A 15,386-nucleotide genomic window follows, 5' to 3' on the forward strand; every position below is an offset into this window, starting at 1 on the left:
GCGTCATCCAATGGAACCGCCGTTGCGGGAGCCGACCGTTACCTCTACGCCGCCCGTGAGTTCCGCCGGACCAGTCACGGCGGCGCGCCCGTCCACGACGAAAAGGACCTCTACCGGGACCACCGTCCGACGGCCGTCGGAGTCGATGTGAACCTCGGTCTGCCCGCCCACTTTGGTCCACAGCGCCGACACCGGAACGACAACGGCTTCGCGAGGGCTCTGCCGCCGAACGATGCGTACCGACACCGGAATGCCGTCGGTCAGGTCCGCTCCGGACGTGGCGCTGATCTTGAAGGTCGCCGCATAAGCCGGCTTACCCTCCTCGTCCGCCTTGACCTCCTTCACCCCGGCAAGGGTGATCTTCTTGCCCTCCGCGGGCCCCTCACTGATCGACATGCTGGTGCCAGGAGGGAGGCCCCTGAGGTTCGCGCGATCATCCTCGCTGAGCGTCGCCACCACCTGCCATCCGCCCGAGGCCAGCGTGAGGAGGGACTTGTCACCCTTGTCCCCGACCCCGGCCGTAACGTCGACCACCGTCGCGGGAAGCGTGGGGAGAAATGCGACCTCGCCCATGGGGAGCAGCCCGCCGCGCACCGCCGCGGGAGGTTTCGGCTCAGCGGGCGTCGGGGCTCCGGGCTTTGCAGTTGCGGGCGTCGAGTCAGCAGGCGCCGAGTCGGCAGGCGCTGATTCGGTCGGCGTCGTGGCAAGGGGCGCCGGGTATCCGACGTCCCGGTAGAGACGGGCCACGCTGGCTGCGGTGGCGCGGTCGTAGACGTCGTCACTGCGCAGACCGAGGGCCAGGCGCAGCTGCCGGACGTCGGGCCCCTCGTCGCCGAGGCGCAGATCCCGGTAGCTGGCGAACCGTCCCTGAAGCGCGATGAGGGGCCTGCCGGACACCACGGCGATCAGTTGGCGGTTACCTACCCGGCTGCCCTCCTTCACCGGCAGGTCCGTCACCACCGACCTGCCGGTGGCCACAACGGGTCCCTGCACGGAGGCCCTCGACTGGCGGGTCAGGGTGCCGTCCAGGGTGAACTCGTCGGACAGCGGCCCCTCTTCCACGACGGCGGTCAGCACCGACGGCGGAGGCGGTGCCGCCTCCGCCGCTCGCTGGGCGGGCGTCCGTGCGCGGGATGCGACGGCCCAGACGGACAGTGTCGCCGCGACGACCGCAACCATGATCGCGGCCGTGGTGACCGCATTGCGGTGCCCGACCGTCATGACTTCAACATCTCCTGACCCTTTTTCAGCGCCTCCCGCACCATCGCGTTCCACGCGACCACATCGGCCTCGTACTTGGCCAGCGTTTCCACCGATCCCCCGGCCCGAGCGACCGCGACCGCTTCGTCAAGGCCTGTGGACCTGGTGCACGTCGCCTCAGCTGTCGCGATCTTGATCTCGTCCGCCACCGCAGCGTCGAGCGCCTTGCTGTTGGCGGGGTCGATGCCTCTGTAGAGCTGCCGCGCCTTGTTCATCATCTCCCCGAATTTGTTGATACCCGGGTAGCCCGCCTTCTCTACGCATGCTCTCCAGCGGTCCAAGGCCGCCAAGACCTTCGGGTCACTATCGACCTCACTCGCCGTGCCCTGTCGGACGAGGTTCGCCGCCGTGAACGACAGCCGCAGGTACTCGTTGAGGTCACCGAACAAGCCCAAGCGGACCTCGCCGAGACAACCCGCGCGGGGGATCGACACCTTGGCGCCGTCCGGGGCGTTGAAAGAGACCTTGTCCCCCTCCGGACCGTACTTGGCGGTGGTGAGGCTGCCCTTGTACGAGTCCGGCGTCCGCGCATAGGCCGATTCGTCGGCCGCCCCCGGAGGCTCCGGTAGCAGGCGGGGGTCGAGCCCGTATCCCACGCGAGCAGCATCGGCGGGATCGGGCGAAACCGGCTGCTGCCGCTCCTTCGGCTCATTCTCCTCCGGAGCATCCGGCGGAAAAATCTTGAAACCCTTCTTGGTCAAGCATCGCCGAACAAGCCTACGCTCGATGTCCTCGACCTCTTTGGACTGCTGTTGAGCAGAATCCCAGGCCATCTGCGCCCGAGTCGCGGCCGCCTTCGTATCCGGAGAGGCGGGGTCACCACCACATCCATTTAGACCCACCAAAAGCATTGCTGCCACACAGAGCGCTCGACGTCGTCCCATCGCGATTACCCGACATTCCTTACTGACCATTGTCCGACAGGACGGCGTCCCGCTTCCGCGGAGTCTATCCCGCGGAAGCGGGACGCCGGGACAGCTTCCCGAACCGCAAGCGCCAGCTATCGGACGCACGGAAGGCGATCAAAGTGAAAGGTGAAACAGGTCTCCGGCAACGCCGGGGACGCAAGGCAAAGCACGGAGCTCGACCACGCCATCAACGTGACATGACAGAACCTCAACAGAACGGAGGCCGCCACTTGCCGCGAATCAGCAAGTGCTCCACTTGTGCCCCTCGCCCTTGTCGTTCCAGCTCGAGCTGTAGCTCAGCTCCCATCCGTCACCCAGCACGGCCATCGTCTTGTGGAGGCCGAAGCTGCCGTAATCGCACACGTTGGCTGTCCGCGAGTAGAAGTTCCGCCAGGAGCTGTCAGCGTGGTAGATCGCCGACTCACCACTGCTCCAGTCGTTATCGGAGTAGTTGAATCGGTACATCGAGTTGCCGGTGCTGAAGTTCAGATCCTTGTACACGCAGAAATAGCCGTCATAGCAGGTCCGGTCCACCGCCATCGCCGGCGAGGCCACCCCGACCGTCACAAATGCGGCCGCCAAGGCCCCGAGGACCACGGATCGCACTACCTTCATTTGCATTACCTCCCCGTGACAGAGCCCATCGATCTCGAGTCGCGCGAGCGGCCAGCAGGGTGGCAGACGCCATTACTGATCCGGCGCGGCGCGCCATCGACAGACCGACTAAGTGAATCGCTTTCTTGAAGCAATGCGAGATTAGCGTTCGTAAACTTTCCGCGCTGCCCCGTCAGGTCGACCGATAATGCTCGGATGTCCTCTTCGCAAAGATTGGCAGCACTGAAAAGTCCAATATAAGCCGATTCACTTGTGATATTGGTCACGTCTTGGTGTCGGGCCGCTCGTTTAAATAGGTGCACCACGGGAGCCCGGGACACGGCCGGGCAGAACCTGGCAAAAGGCGCTGCGGGGAGGAAGCCGGGGGCGAGTGGTCGGTCGCTCTCGCGGACGGCCCCTACTCGCGACCCGCCCGCCGACGTCGGGCCGAGGCGTACCGGTGGTTCTACTGCTCGATCTGCGCCGCCCGCCGCCGGGCGCGCTGGGTCTGCCAGATCACCGCGACCAGCAGCGCGGCCACCGCCACCAACAGTGACATCGCGGCCCATCCGAGTGCCCCGCGCCTGCTGTCGTCCATGGCCTCCAGACCGATCTTCGGCCCGAGCAGCAGCACTGGCCCGAGTAGCAGCATGGCAGGCCACCAGGCACGCCGGTCGCGCCGGGCGGCGAGGACCACCCCGGTGACGATGAGCGCCAGGAGCAGCATCATGCCGAGAAGTACGTCGTACCGAAGGCCGTATCGCGAGCCGACCAGCACCACCGTCGCCGCAGCCGCGATGACGGAAGCGGTGACCGCGGTGCTTCGGTAGCCGTGTCGGGGGGGCATCGCCAGCGCGAACAGGCCGAGCGCGATCTGCGGCACGAGCACGAACAGGCCCGGCTTGTGAAGTGAGGTCAACTCTGTTGCCGGGACCACCGCGACGACCACGGCCACGCCGATCGTCACGACGGTCGCGACCGCGACCGCCCATCGGCCTAACCCGGCGAGCCCGGCCGGCAGGACGAGCATCCAGGCGATCCACGCCAGCGCGCCGAGAGTGTGGAACGGCCCCAGCATCGGGGCCCCGACACCGTACTGATCAGGATCCGGGAACACCTCCGTGAGGATCAATCCCACGGTGGCCATCGTCATGGCCGTGACCAGAGCGATGGTGCCGGTGAGCGGCAGGGCGTCGACGAGGCCGCCGGCGTTGCGAGCCCGGAGGCGTTGGCGCAGGCCACCAGCGACCAGGTCGGCGACATCACCGGGACGCGGCCGACGCTGGCCGGCAGATGACAGTTCCATGTACGTCTCCACAATCTCGACGCCCCGGTCGCCTCGGTCGGCGGCGGGGTACCAGCACAGGAGTTTGGTGTAGCGATGACGCAACACGGACGTCACGCGACACCACCGGCGAGGTTCGGACGGAGCGGTGCGGTCAGGGGTTGCGCGGCCGCACGACCATTGAGGCGGCTGGTTGCCGCCTCGACGGCCCGGCGCATGCGTTCCGTCTCCGCGCGCAGCAATGAGAACCCCTCCTTGGTGAGGCGGTAGTACTTGCGGGCGCGGCCATCGACGATCTCGTTCCGGTCCACTGTCACCAGCCCGTCGTCGGCCAGCCGGTCAAGGGAGCCGTACAGCGTGCCGGGCCGGAGCGACAACCGACCCTGCGACAACTCGGTCACCGTCAGGATCAGCCCGTAACCGTGCATGGGCCCGTCCGCCAGGGCGGTCAGGATCAGGAATGTGGGCTCCTGTAGCGGTGTCTTCATGCACCGACCTTATCCGCGGGAGGATATCTTCGCAACGAAGATATTGGGTCGGCTGGCTGGTGCCATCGGGGCCGGACGACCGGCAGGCGTTACTGACCGCGCTGCGACAGCTGACTCGGCGGCGGGTGCGAACGTCAAGGCGGTTCAGCGGATGCTCGGGCACGCTTCGGCGTCGATGACGTTGGACGTGTACGCGGGGCTGTTCGGTGACGACCTGGACGCGGTCGCCAACCGGCTGGACGAGGCGGTCGCGGCGCGGGATGCGGACTATTTGCGGACCGGCACGGCCGGTGGCGGTGTCGTCGACCTCGGGAAACGGCGAAGCCCAGGCCGATGACCTGGGCTTCTGTACCGAGCCGCCTGACGGAATCGAACCGTCGACCTACGCATTACGAGTGCGTCGCTCTAGCCGACTGAGCTAAGGCGGCAACGATCAGCAAGTGTACGGCACCCCGGCGGCACCGACCGAACGGGATACCCCCGTCGCGCCCGCCAGCACCAACCGGACATCGGCCGCCATCTAGACGCTTACCGGACAGCGGATGATCGGGTCCGGGACTACGCTGCGGCGGGTGAGCGACGAACGCGACGATTCCCCCCACCCGGAGCGTCCTGACCGTGCGCCGGCCGGTGAACGCGCCGCCCATCGGCCGCGCAGCACCGACCCGCTGGAGCTGGGCTTCACGCCGCGCAAGCCGGTGCCGTGGCTGGCGCCGTTCCTGTTGATCAGCACCGGCATCCGGACGCTGCTGGCGGTGCTCTTCGGGGCGTACCTCGACAAGCGCGAGTTGCAGAACGCGTTCGGCGACGGCGTCTTCCGCCAGGTCGGGCCGGACGGCGGGCTGTGGCTCGACTACGTGGCCGACCTCGGTGACGGCTTCAACGCCACCTACTCGGTGGCGTACCTGCTGGCGCAGCCCGAGCTGACCGTCGACGGGCACCGCCTGCCCCGGGCACAGACCCTGGTGATGGGCGGCGACCAGGTGTACCCGTCGGCGGCCTACGAGGCGTACGAGGACCGGTGCAAGGGCCCCTACCAGGCCGCCCTGCCGGTGGCGCCGGCCGAGAAGCCGACGCTCTTCGCGGTGCCGGGCAACCACGACTGGTACGACGGTCTCACCGCTTTCCTGCGGTTGTTCGTCCGCTCCCGGGACCGCAACTTCGCGGGCTGGGGCACCGGGCAGTCCCGGTCGTACTTCGCTGTGGAGTTGCCGGCCGACTGGTGGTTGCTCGGCGTGGACGACCAGTCGGGCTCGTACCTGGACGACCCGCAGCTGGCCTACTTCGACGAGGTGGCCCGACAGCTCGGGCCGGAGTCCAAGGTGATCATCGCGGCGCCTGCGCCGACCTGGGTCAAGGCCGCCGACAACCCCACGGCGTACGACTCGATCGACTACTTCATTCGCACGATCATCGACCCGACCGGGGCGCGGGTGCGACTGCTGCTCTCGGGCGACCTGCACCACTACGCCCGCTACTCCGGGCCGGACCGGGAGCTGATCACCTGCGGTGGTGGCGGCGCGTACCTCTACCCCACACACAAGCTGCCGGAGCGCATCGAGGTGCCACCGCGGGACACGCTGACCCGCAAGGCCAGCTCCGCCCAGCCGTACGACCTGGTGGCCCGTTACCCGGACGCCGCGCGGTCGCGCCGCTACGGCTGGGGCATCTTCCCCCGGTTGCCGTTGCGCAATCCCGGCTTCACCACGTTGCTCGGCACCCTGCACACCCTGCTGATGCTGGCCATGGCCGGTGCGACGGCGAACTGGGCCGACAGCACCAACCAGCGGCTGTTCAGCGTCCCGCTGGTGGTGATGGTGCTCGTGACGGTGATCGCGGCGGCCCTGTTCGCCAAGCCGCCGAGCGCGAGCGGCAAACGCCACGCTCGGCACTGGATCCTCGGCGTGGGCCACGGCGTGGCGCAGGTGGCTCTGGCGGCGGCCGGCACCTGGGTCTGGTTGGCGCTGCCGTTCTACGACTGGCCGTGGCCGCTGCCTGCGGTCGCTGCGGCGGTGCTCTACGGCCCGGTGATCGGTCTGGTCGCCAGCCAGCTGGTCGCGGCGTACCTGCTGGTGGCGGGCTCTTTCGGCGTGAACGTCAACGAACTCTTCGCCGGCCAGGGCATCGAGGACTCGAAGTCGTTCCTACGACTGCGCATCGACCCGGACGGCACGTTGACCATCTACCCGCTGGGGGTGGACCGGGTCTCCCGCGACTGGCAGGTGAACCCCGACCAGTCCCCCACCCAAAGTTGGCTGATCCCCAAGTCCCCCCTGACCCCCCACCTGACCGAACCCCCCACAGTCCTCAACTAACCCACCCACCCCACCCCACCCACCCACCCACCCACCCACCCACGACCAAGTTGATCAAGAGGTTTGCGTCACGACGGACCCGATTCCTGACGCAAACCTCTTGATCAACCGGGCTGGGCGGGGGGCGGCGGGGAGCCCTTGGGGGCTGGGCGGGGTTAGGGGGTGTAGTGCTGGTCGTGGGCCTGGCGGGGGGCGCAGACGGAGGCTCGGGAGCAGGAGCAGCGGGAGCCGTCGGCGTCCAGGCGTACCGTCACCGCGTCCCTCGGGACGCTGTGGCCAACGACCCGGCCGTCACCCTCAGGGGTGGAGACCCGACTGCCGACCGCCGGGGCGGTCTCCTGAAAGCGCTGGTAAAGCGGGTGCTCGTACTTGAGGCAGCACATCAGCCGACCGCACGCGCCGGAGATGCGCAACGGGTTGAGCGGTAGGTCCTGGTCCTTCGCCATCCGGATGGTCACCGGCTCGAAGTCGGTGAGGAACGTGGCGCAGCACAGGTCCCGACCGCAGGAGCCGATGCCGCCCTGCACCCGTGCGGAGTCGCGTGCGGAGAGCTGACGCAGCTCCACCCGACAGTGCAGGGTCGCGCCCAGGTCGCGGACCAGGGACCGGAAGTCCACCCGGTGCGGGGCGGTGAAGTACACGGTGCTGCGCTCACCGCCGCTCTCGGCGGAGCCCAGCACATGGTCGACCGCCACCACCTTCATCGGCAGGCCGTGCGCGCGGATCAGCCGTTTCGCGGCCACTTTCGCCTCGGCCTTGCGCCGACGCAACGCCTCGTCCCGGAGGAGGTCGTCGTCACCGGCCAGCCCGACCAGGCGGGGGAACCCGTCGGTCTCCTCGGTAACCCACTGCGCGGCCCACACGCACTCCGCCACCTCGGGCCCGTCATCGGTGGGCACCAGCACCCGGTCGCCCACCTGCGGACGCAACTCGCCCGGGTCGAGGTAGTAGAGCCGCCCGTACCGGTTGAAGCTGACCGCGCAGAGCATGCCCATCCCCCCACCCTACGACGGGTTACGGTGCAAGGCGCACCGGCCGGCTACGCCCCGCTGCCATTCATGACCGTCGACTTGACCTATTGCAGGGCGTCCCGTCGTGCCGTTGCTGCTCGCCCGGACGGTTGAATCCGGGGCCGGGCAGGAGACAAGACGGGCCTCGGCGGCGTTGAGTGGAGGCAGACCTGCGGGGGGTGCAGGGGGAAGACCACGGCGTCGCCGTGGACGCCGGCTCAGGTCAGGCGCCCGCGAGCGACGCCGTGGCCTGTCCGGGGCAACACCGCCGCAGCCAGAGGACCGGGATCCGGGGGCCACAGCGCCACGGCCGGTGGACCGAGGTCCGGGGCAACACCGCCACGGCCGGAGGGCCGGGTTCGGTTACCAGCCGACCCGGGTGGGCTGGTCGTAGCGAGGCCGCCCGTCCGTCGGCGGACGCCACGCGGTCTCGGCCAGACTCGGCGCCCACTGACGCAGCAGCGTTTCCGCACCGTCGTACGCGACGCAGAGCACCGCCAGCACCCGTGCGGCGATCTCGGCGGCGTCGGCCACACCGGGCCCGACCGGCCCGGGGCGCGTCGACGGACCGGTGGCGGTGGCGGCGACCACGGCGACCGCTTCGGCCGAGCGGAGCACGTCGGCCAGGGTGCGGGCCAGTGCGAGTCGGCTGCCCTCCACCCAGTCGGCGAGGGCGTCGGCGTAACCGGCGGTGGATTCGAGTCGCCCGACCAGGCTGTCCGGCCCCTCGTCGAGGTGGCGCAGCAGCGCCGCCCGCTGTTGCCCGTACGCCGTGGCGGCCGCACCGGACCAGAGCACCGAGTCGGTGAGCGCGGCGGAGACGTCGTCGTACCCCCGGACGAGCCGGCGCACCGCGTGGCCGGCGCTGGCGAGCGGCACCGGGTGCAGGTCGAGGAAGCCGCGAACCGCGTCGCCCGGCAGCACCTGCATGCGGCGCAGCAGCGGCCAGACCCGGTGCCCCTCGGGGACGCCGGCCGCGATCAGCCTGTCCACCCGGCGGAGCAGGTCGAGGCCGGGCTCGGCGAGCCGGTCCAGCGCGTCCATCACGGTTCCCCGATGAGCCGGCGGCGGGCCGCCCGGTCGACCTCGGCGTAGCGGTCGGCGGCCTCCCGCACGGCGGCCGCGGCGGCGGCCAGTCGACCGGCAGCGGCGCGGGCCTCCCGGGCCCGGTCGTCGGTGGCGGTGGTCCACTGCCGGTGCAGCGCCCGACCGATCTCGCCCGGGCGGCCCGGTGCGTCGGCGCCGAACGCGGCATGGGCGGGATCGCTGGCGGTGACGGTGTGCGAAACGACGGTGAGCGTGGCGCTCGCCTCGTCCAGTCGGGCGGAGAGCGCGCGCAGTGTGTCCATTTCAGGCCCCCGCGAGCGGTCGGTAGGCGGCGAACGTCTCGTTGTGCAGCTTTTCCCGGGCCCATTCGGCGGCGTCGGCCGCCGCGGTGACCGCGGCCTGCACGGAACCGGCCACGTCGCGGGGGCTGCGGGTGTGCAGCGGCCCGAGGAACCGGACGTCGGTGATCCGTCCACCGGCGGTGACCACCACCTCGACCAGACCGTCCGGCGAGCGGACGGTCACCTCGACGGTCGACACCGCCTGGTCGAACTCGGCCTGGAGGGACTCGATCCGGCGGTAGCGTCGCACCGCCTCCTCGATCCAGGCTTCGTCGATCTCCCCCCGCGGCATCGGCCGACTCCTCCCGGGTGATCCGTCACTCAGTGTGGTGCCACCGTTACCACGGCACACGGACCGTACCGCACCGCAATCGGACCTGTCGATGCCTGTGGACAACGGCCGGGAAGCGCGGGTCAGCCCTTCCAGAGGGCGAGCATCATCGCCTCGACCGCGATCCGCGGCTTGACGTTCGCCTCGATCGCCGCACGGCAGGCGAGCACGGCCTCCAACCGGCGCAGCGCCCCCTCGGCGTCCCACTTCTGCGCGCCGGCGCCGGCCAGCGCGGCCGTGTCGGTGTGCACCGGGGCGACGGGTGCGCGCAGCGCCATGGTGAGCGCGTCCCGGTAGAAGCCCGCGAGGTCGACCAGCGCCCGGTCCAGTGCGTCCCGCTGGGCCCGGGTGGCCCGGGACTTCTGCCGCTTCTCCAGCTCCTTGAGCTGCCCGGCAGCGCCTCGCATGGCGCCGGCCGCGCCCCGGCCGGTGCCGCCCGCGCCGAGCGCGGTCTCCAGTGCCGCCCGCTCGGTCGTGTCGGCCTCGGTGACCGACGCGTCGGCCTCCGCCTCGGCCGCCTCGATCAGCGCCGACGCCGCGTCGAACGCCGCGCCGACCCCGGTCAATCGGCGGGGCACCCCGAGCACCGCCTCGCGTCGTTTGCGGGCCTCCGGGTCGCGGGCCAGCCTGCGGGCCCGACCCACGTGGCCCTGCGCGGCCGCTGCCGCCCACTGCGCCACGTCGGGGGCGATGCCGTCCCGACGAACCAGCACCTCGGCCACCGCGGCGGCCGGCGGCTGCCGCAGGGGTACGACCCGACAGCGCGACCGGATGGTCACCGAGATGTCGTCCGGGTGGGTGGACGGGGCGCAGAGCAGGAAGACCGTCCGCGGTGGGGGTTCCTCGATCGCCTTGAGCAGCGCGTTGCCGGCGGCCTCGGTGAGCCGGTCGGCGTCCTCGATGACCACCACCTGCCAGCGCCCGCCGGACGGGGTGCTGGCCGCGCGGAGCACCAGCGCGCGCATCTCGCCGACGCCGATGGAGAGCCCTTCCGGCACCACCATCCGCACGTCGGCGTGGCTGCCGCCCATTGTCGTGTGGCAACCGGGGCACTCACCGCAGCCGGTGCCGTGCACGCACTGGAGTGCGGCGGCGAACGCCCGTGCGGCGACCGAGCGGCCGGAGCCGGGTGGCCCGGTGAAGATCCACGCGTGCGTCATCCCGGCGGCCGGGTCGAGCCCGCCGGTCGCGGCGTCGTCGGCCGCGGACCCGTTACCACTGGCCGGGCCGGCGGGGACCAACGCGGCCGCGCCAGCACGCAGCACGGCGGCTGCCGCGGCGGCGGCGCGCCGCAGCTCGACCACCGCCTCGTCCTGACCGACCAGGTCGGCGAAGACGTCCGGCATCAGGTCTTGTGCTCCATCGTCACCAGCTCCGCGTCGGATAACTCAGGCTGCACCGAGGTGTCCGGGCCCTGCGCCGGCCGCGGGTGCACGATGCCGCCCGGCTTGCCTAGCATCTCCTCGACCCGCCGGACCACCAGCCCGGTGATCTCGTCGGCCGGCCGGGACGCGTCGAGCACCAGGTAGCGCTTCGGGTCGGCGGCGGCGAGGTCGAGGAACGCGTACCGGACGCGCTCGTGGAAGGCGATCGACTCGGCCTCCAGCCGGTCGGTGCCGGTGTTGCGCGAGGCCACCCGGGACAGGCCGGTGCGCGGCTCGACGTCCAGCAGCACCACCAGATCGGGCTTGAGCCCACCGGTCGCCCAGGAGGAGAGCCAGGAGACCTCGTCGACGGGCAGTGTCCGGCCGGCGCCCTGGTACGCCAGGGACGAGTCGACGTACCGGTCGCTGATCACCACGCCGCCCCGGACCAGCGCGGGCCGGACGACGGTTGCCACGTGGTGCGCCCGGTCGGCGGCGTAGAGCAGCGCCTCGGCCCGGGGGGAGGGTGCGTCGTCGCCGGAGGTGTCCAGCACCAGCGACCGGATTCGCCGGCCGACGCCGGTGGCCCCCGGCTCGCGGGTGACCACTACCTCTCGGCCGTGACCGCGCAGCCGCTCGGAGAGCGCGCTGAGCTGGGTGGACTTCCCCGCGCCCTCGCCGCCCTCGAAGACCACGAAGAGCCCGGCGGAGACGAACGGCTCGGCGGGCATCAGCGGACGGCCCCGGATGGAGCCCCACAGGTCGGCGAGGACCGGGACGCCCTTCTTGTCGTCCATCTGGCCGAACGCGCTGATCCCGGCGAAGATGCCGGCGGCACCGGCGGCGAGCAGCAGCAGTCGGGTGGAGGAGACGGAGATGCCGAGGTCGGCGATCTCCAGCTTGCGCGAGCCACCGACGCCGACCAACACGCTGCTCAGCCCGATGGCCAGGATCAGCACCAGTCGGGTGCCGATCTGCACCACCGCGAAGACCCGGCCGCGCACCTCGTCGGCCACCTCCCCGCCCAGCAGCGTGGTGCCGGCCAGGAAGGCCATCCCGGCACCGGCGCCGACCAGCACCGCGCCGACGATCGCCATGGACAGGTGGATGGCGAAGGCGAGGGTCATCACGGCGGCGCTGGCCAGCACGATGCTCATGCCGAACCAGCGACGCCGGGACATCTCCTTGACGACCATCGGGCCGAGCCCGATGCCGAGCGCCAGACCGACGAAGATCGCGCCGAAGAGCAGCGAGAACGCGGCATCACCGGCGCCCAGTGAGTTGGCGAAGAACTTGGCAGTGCCGACCACGATGCCGCCCCCGGCGAACGCGCCGAAGATGCCCAGCACCAGGCCGCGGACGAGCGGGGTCTGGCCGATGTACTTCCAGCCTTCGGAGAACTGCCGGAACATGCTCTGCTCGGCACGCTCCGCCTCGCCGCGCTGCGCCTCGCTGATCTCCTTGATCCCGAATGCCACCACCAGTGCGGTGGCGAGCCGGGATAAGGCGTTGAACCAGAGTGCGAGCTGGGCCGGCTCGGCCCAGGAGGGCAGGTCGCCGCCGGCGGCACCACGGACGCCACGGTCGAGCACGGCGAGGCCGATGGCGGCGGCGACCGGAGTGAGGCCGTAGGTGGTGATCAGGGTGAGCTGGTTGGCCGCCTCCAGCCGGGCCCGCGGGATCAGGTTCGGGACCGCGGCCTCCTTGGCCGGGATCCAGAGCAGGGTGAGCGACTCGATCAGGAAGGTGGCGATCAGCGCCCAGCCGACCACCAGGCCGCCCGCGGCGCCGCTGAGGGCGTAGAGCGGAATGGAGGCGAAGAGCACGAAGCGCAGCAGGTCACAGATGACCATCGTCCAGCGCCGGTCGAACCGGTCGGCGAAGACGCCGGCCACCGGGCCGAGCACCAGCGCGGGCAGCAGCCGGATCGCGGTGACCCCGCCGAACGCGGCGCCCTGGGCGGTGCTGCCCTGCACCTGCGAGGCGGCGAAGAGTGCGGTGGCCAGCAGGCCGAGCCAGTCACCGAAGGAGGCGGCGCCGAGCACGATCCAGAGCCGGCGGAACGGCCGGATGCGCAGGACGGACCGGATCGCGGCATAACCGGACGGATCAACCTGCCCGCCGTTGGGCTGCTTGGCGGCGTTGCCCGACTGGTCACCCGAGCGCGACACGCCGGGCGACTCGCCGCTGTTCTGGCTTTCGATGGCCGTACCTCCACGTGCCGGCCCATCGCTGGGCACCTCCGGTGCAACACTCTAGACCCGGTGGGGGCCACCCCCCGGGCGACATTCTCCTGCTCGCTGAGCCTAGGCCGCCGAAGGCACCGACCGCAGCCCGGACGTACGCGAGGGTATTTCGCATTCTCCGTCGGACAGTTAGCGTGCAGACGTGGCCATCGAAAGCGACAAACTTCGCGAGCGCCTGGATCGGGCGACTGCCCACCTCGACCCCCCGTACGCGGTGGTCGACCTCACTGCCTTCGACGCCAATTCGGTCGCCCTGGCCGAGCGCGCCGCGGGAAAACCGGTCCGCCTCGCCAGCAAGTCGGTCCGCAGCCGGGAGTTGATCAGTCGAGCTCTCGCGCGGCCCGGCTGGCAGGGCGTGATGGCGTTCACAGTGCCCGAGGCGATCTGGCTGGTCCGCGCCGGCGTCAGCGACGACGTGCTGGTCGCGTACCCGAGCGCGGACCGGGCCGCCCTCGCCGAGCTGGGCGCCGACCCGACGCTCGCCGCCGCGATCACCCTGATGATCGACGGCACCGGCCAGCTCGACCTCATCGACGCCATCACGGCACCGGGGCAGCGCGCCGATCTACGGCTCTGCCTGGATCTGGACGCCTCCTGGCGACCGCTGCGCGGTCGGGTGCACGTCGGCGTCCGCCGCTCACCGGTGCACAGCGCTCGGGCGGCCGGCGCGCTCGCCGCCGCCGTCGCCGGTCGGCCCGGCGTCCGGCTGGTCGGGCTGATGTCGTACGAGGCGCAGATCGCCGGCCTGGGCGACGCGCCGCCGGGGCAGACGCTGCTGGCCGGCGCGATCAGGCTGGCCCAGCGCGGGTCGTACCGCGAGTTGCTGGCCCGCCGTGGTGCGGCGGTCGCCGCGGTACGCGAGCACGCCGACCTGGAGTTTGTCAACGGCGGCGGCACCGGCAGCGTGGCCGCGACCAGCGCCGATCCCGCGGTCACCGAGGTCACCGCGGGATCGGGCCTGTACGGGCCGACCCTGTTCGACGCGTACCGCGCCTGGCGGCCCACCCCTGCGGCGTTCTTCGCCTGCACGGTGGTCCGCCGACCGACGCCGGAGCTGGCGACGGTGCTCGGCGGTGGCTGGATCGCCTCCGGCCCGGCCGCCGACAGTCGACTGCCCCGGCCGTGGCTACCGGCGGGGCTGAAGCTTGTCGGCACCGAGGGCGCCGGCGAGGTGCAGACTCCGCTGTCCGGAGCGGCGGCGGCCGGGCTGAACGTCGGCGACCGGGTGTGGTTCCGGCACGCCAAGGCAGGTGAGCTGTGTGAACGGATCAACGAGCTGCACCTGATCGAGGGGGACGCGGTGGTGGCGACGGTCCCCACCTACCGGGGTGAGGGGCAGGCCTTCCTCTGAGACCGGACAGCCGCCCTCACCGCCGGTCGGGGCCCGCGCCCACGTCGACTCAGGCCGGTTGGGGCGCCTCAGCATGGTTGCCGACGGTGGACCGGCCGTTGTCCGGGCCGTCCACCTGGCGGTGCAGGTACTCCCGGATCAACGCCTTCGCCTCCAGCAGCACCCGCTCGTCGCCCTCGGGCTTCCGGCGGAACGCGAGCTTGATCAGCGCGTCCGCCGCCTCGACCGCGATCTCCAGCACGAAGCGCAGCTTGGGCACGTCGGTGAGCCCGAAACGCTCGGTGAGCACCCGGGCCAACTGGTCGGCGATCACGCCGTTGTTGTCCCGCTGCTCGTCGAGCAGGTGCAGGTCCACCACGTCGCCGAAGTGCAGGGTACGGAAGCCGGGGACGGTGCGGTGCATCGTGATGTACTCGTCGATGCCCGCGTCGACGCCGTCCCACCAGTGGGTCATCTCGTCGGAGGCGAACCGCTCGTCGAGGCGCTGGAGGTAGGACTCCATGGTCCGCAGGGTCAACGCCTGCACGATCGCCCGCTTGTCCGGAAAGAACTGGTAGACCGACCCGATCGCCACCTCGGCCCGCTCGGCGAGCAGGGTGGTGGTCAGCCCCTCGTACCCCACCTCGTCGACGAGTTCGGCGCAGGCATCCAACATGCGCTGTACCCGCGCGACACTTCGACCTTGCACCGGTACGCGGCGCAGCGGCCCGGTCGTGGCGGCTGGTGTGGACACTCTGCGCCACCCCCCTTCGACGGATGAACATATCTCCACGTCACGAGTCCGTGACTACCGGTACAACGAGCGGATCGCAATTGCGGTATTTACCAGCTAGAACGTTCCTGATA

Annotated in this window: 15 protein-coding genes and 1 tRNA gene; 3 read left to right on the forward strand and 13 right to left on the reverse strand. The window is 70.8% G+C overall.

Annotated elements, in window-relative coordinates:
• Window positions 1-3: 3 nt before the first annotated feature.
• The 5 genes from ACFYP0_RS10100 to ACFYP0_RS10120 form a co-directional block, all read right to left on the reverse strand.
• Entirely contained in the window at window positions 4-1,221 is a 1,218-nt protein-coding gene (locus ACFYP0_RS10100; RefSeq protein ID WP_355502433.1) for a hypothetical protein, read from the reverse strand.
• Window positions 1,218-1,961, reverse strand: a complete 744-nt coding sequence (locus tag ACFYP0_RS10105) for a hypothetical protein (protein ID WP_355502430.1) — start codon at window positions 1,959-1,961, stop codon at window positions 1,218-1,220. The genes ACFYP0_RS10100 and ACFYP0_RS10105 overlap by 4 nt, the downstream gene beginning before the upstream one ends.
• Before the next feature lie 447 nt (window positions 1,962-2,408).
• Window positions 2,409-2,783, reverse strand: a complete 375-nt coding sequence (locus ACFYP0_RS10110; RefSeq protein WP_355502427.1) for a hypothetical protein — start codon at window positions 2,781-2,783, stop codon at window positions 2,409-2,411.
• 445 nt (window positions 2,784-3,228) lie between these two features.
• Window positions 3,229-4,068, reverse strand: a complete 840-nt coding sequence (locus ACFYP0_RS10115; protein WP_355502425.1) for a hypothetical protein — start codon at window positions 4,066-4,068, stop codon at window positions 3,229-3,231.
• 92 nt (window positions 4,069-4,160) lie between these two features.
• Window positions 4,161-4,535, reverse strand: coding sequence for a PadR family transcriptional regulator (locus tag ACFYP0_RS10120; protein WP_355502422.1), 375 nt, complete (start codon window positions 4,533-4,535; stop codon window positions 4,161-4,163).
• A 175-nt stretch (window positions 4,536-4,710) separates the two neighbouring features.
• On the opposite strand from ACFYP0_RS10120, the gene ACFYP0_RS10125 reads away from it, so the two are divergent.
• Entirely contained in the window at window positions 4,711-4,872 is a 162-nt protein-coding gene (locus ACFYP0_RS10125) for a hypothetical protein (RefSeq protein ID WP_208741167.1), read from the forward strand.
• Window positions 4,873-4,889: 17 nt separating this feature from the next.
• Here the strand turns inward: ACFYP0_RS10125 and ACFYP0_RS10130 are convergent.
• Window positions 4,890-4,963: transfer RNA gene (locus ACFYP0_RS10130), tRNA-Thr, on the reverse strand.
• 144 nt (window positions 4,964-5,107) lie between these two features.
• On the opposite strand from ACFYP0_RS10130, the gene ACFYP0_RS10135 reads away from it, so the two are divergent.
• Window positions 5,108-6,850 (forward strand): metallophosphoesterase family protein, encoded by a 1,743-nt coding sequence (locus ACFYP0_RS10135; RefSeq protein WP_355502419.1) that lies wholly within the window; start codon window positions 5,108-5,110, stop codon window positions 6,848-6,850.
• Between the two features lie 155 nt (window positions 6,851-7,005).
• Here ACFYP0_RS10135 and ACFYP0_RS10140 read toward each other — a convergent pair whose 3' ends face one another.
• From ACFYP0_RS10140 to tmk, 6 genes are all read right to left on the reverse strand, one after another.
• The gene (locus ACFYP0_RS10140; RefSeq protein WP_124854204.1) at window positions 7,006-7,845 is read right to left on the reverse strand and encodes a PSP1 domain-containing protein; all 840 of its coding nucleotides are present in this window, start codon (window positions 7,843-7,845) and stop codon (window positions 7,006-7,008) included.
• A gap of 378 nt (window positions 7,846-8,223) precedes the next feature.
• Window positions 8,224-8,904, reverse strand: a complete 681-nt coding sequence (locus tag ACFYP0_RS10145; RefSeq protein WP_124854205.1) for a hypothetical protein — start codon at window positions 8,902-8,904, stop codon at window positions 8,224-8,226.
• On the reverse strand, window positions 8,904-9,209 hold the full coding sequence (locus ACFYP0_RS10150; RefSeq protein WP_124854206.1) for a type VII secretion target: 306 nt from the start codon (window positions 9,207-9,209) through the stop codon (window positions 8,904-8,906). The genes ACFYP0_RS10145 and ACFYP0_RS10150 overlap by 1 nt, the downstream gene beginning before the upstream one ends.
• Window position 9,210: 1 nt before the next feature.
• Window positions 9,211-9,540 (reverse strand): YbaB/EbfC family nucleoid-associated protein, encoded by a 330-nt coding sequence (locus ACFYP0_RS10155; RefSeq protein WP_007454690.1) that lies wholly within the window; start codon window positions 9,538-9,540, stop codon window positions 9,211-9,213.
• Window positions 9,541-9,662: 122 nt separating this feature from the next.
• Window positions 9,663-10,925 carry a DNA polymerase III subunit delta' gene (locus ACFYP0_RS10160; RefSeq protein WP_355501436.1) on the reverse strand — a complete coding sequence of 421 codons (1,263 nt, stop codon included), beginning with the start codon at window positions 10,923-10,925 and terminating at the stop codon, window positions 9,663-9,665.
• Window positions 10,925-13,015, reverse strand: coding sequence for a dTMP kinase (tmk, locus tag ACFYP0_RS10165; protein ID WP_355501547.1), 2,091 nt, complete (start codon window positions 13,013-13,015; stop codon window positions 10,925-10,927). Before tmk ends, ACFYP0_RS10160 begins: the two co-directional genes overlap by 1 nt.
• A gap of 316 nt (window positions 13,016-13,331) precedes the next feature.
• On the opposite strand from tmk, the gene ACFYP0_RS10170 reads away from it, so the two are divergent.
• Entirely contained in the window at window positions 13,332-14,540 is a 1,209-nt protein-coding gene (locus tag ACFYP0_RS10170; protein WP_386995347.1) for an amino acid deaminase/aldolase, read from the forward strand.
• 49 nt (window positions 14,541-14,589) lie between these two features.
• Here the strand turns inward: ACFYP0_RS10170 and ACFYP0_RS10175 are convergent, their stop codons facing one another.
• Window positions 14,590-15,195: a TetR family transcriptional regulator gene (locus ACFYP0_RS10175; protein ID WP_386995349.1), complete on the reverse strand. Its 606-nt coding sequence runs from the start codon at window positions 15,193-15,195 to the stop codon at window positions 14,590-14,592.
• Between the last annotated feature and the right edge of the window lie 191 nt (window positions 15,196-15,386).

Origin of the sequence: Micromonospora arida, assembly GCF_042873195.1 — a bacterium.
GTDB classification, from domain to species: domain Bacteria; phylum Actinomycetota; class Actinomycetes; order Mycobacteriales; family Micromonosporaceae; genus Micromonospora; species Micromonospora arida.

What these genes read in the sequence shown, in the direction of transcription:
- ACFYP0_RS10155 (WP_007454690.1), bottom strand. Translation starts at nt 9,540, where the DNA reads ATGCCGCGGGGGGAGATCGACGAAGCCTGGATCGAGGAGGCGGTGCGA.
- ACFYP0_RS10115 (WP_355502425.1), bottom strand. Translation starts at nt 4,068, where the DNA reads ATGGAACTGTCATCTGCCGGCCAGCGTCGGCCGCGTCCCGGTGATGTC.
- ACFYP0_RS10110 (WP_355502427.1), bottom strand. Translation starts at nt 2,783, where the DNA reads ATGAAGGTAGTGCGATCCGTGGTCCTCGGGGCCTTGGCGGCCGCATTT.
- ACFYP0_RS10175 (WP_386995349.1), bottom strand. Translation starts at nt 15,195, where the DNA reads ATGTTGGATGCCTGCGCCGAACTCGTCGACGAGGTGGGGTACGAGGGG.
- ACFYP0_RS10145 (WP_124854205.1), bottom strand. Translation starts at nt 8,904, where the DNA reads ATGGACGCGCTGGACCGGCTCGCCGAGCCCGGCCTCGACCTGCTCCGC.
- ACFYP0_RS10100 (WP_355502433.1), bottom strand. Translation starts at nt 1,221, where the DNA reads ATGACGGTCGGGCACCGCAATGCGGTCACCACGGCCGCGATCATGGTT.
- ACFYP0_RS10125 (WP_208741167.1), top strand. Translation starts at nt 4,711, where the DNA reads ATGACGTTGGACGTGTACGCGGGGCTGTTCGGTGACGACCTGGACGCG.
- ACFYP0_RS10120 (WP_355502422.1), bottom strand. Translation starts at nt 4,535, where the DNA reads ATGAAGACACCGCTACAGGAGCCCACATTCCTGATCCTGACCGCCCTG.
- ACFYP0_RS10150 (WP_124854206.1), bottom strand. Translation starts at nt 9,209, where the DNA reads ATGGACACACTGCGCGCGCTCTCCGCCCGACTGGACGAGGCGAGCGCC.
- ACFYP0_RS10140 (WP_124854204.1), bottom strand. Translation starts at nt 7,845, where the DNA reads ATGGGCATGCTCTGCGCGGTCAGCTTCAACCGGTACGGGCGGCTCTAC.
- ACFYP0_RS10160 (WP_355501436.1), bottom strand. Translation starts at nt 10,925, where the DNA reads ATGCCGGACGTCTTCGCCGACCTGGTCGGTCAGGACGAGGCGGTGGTC.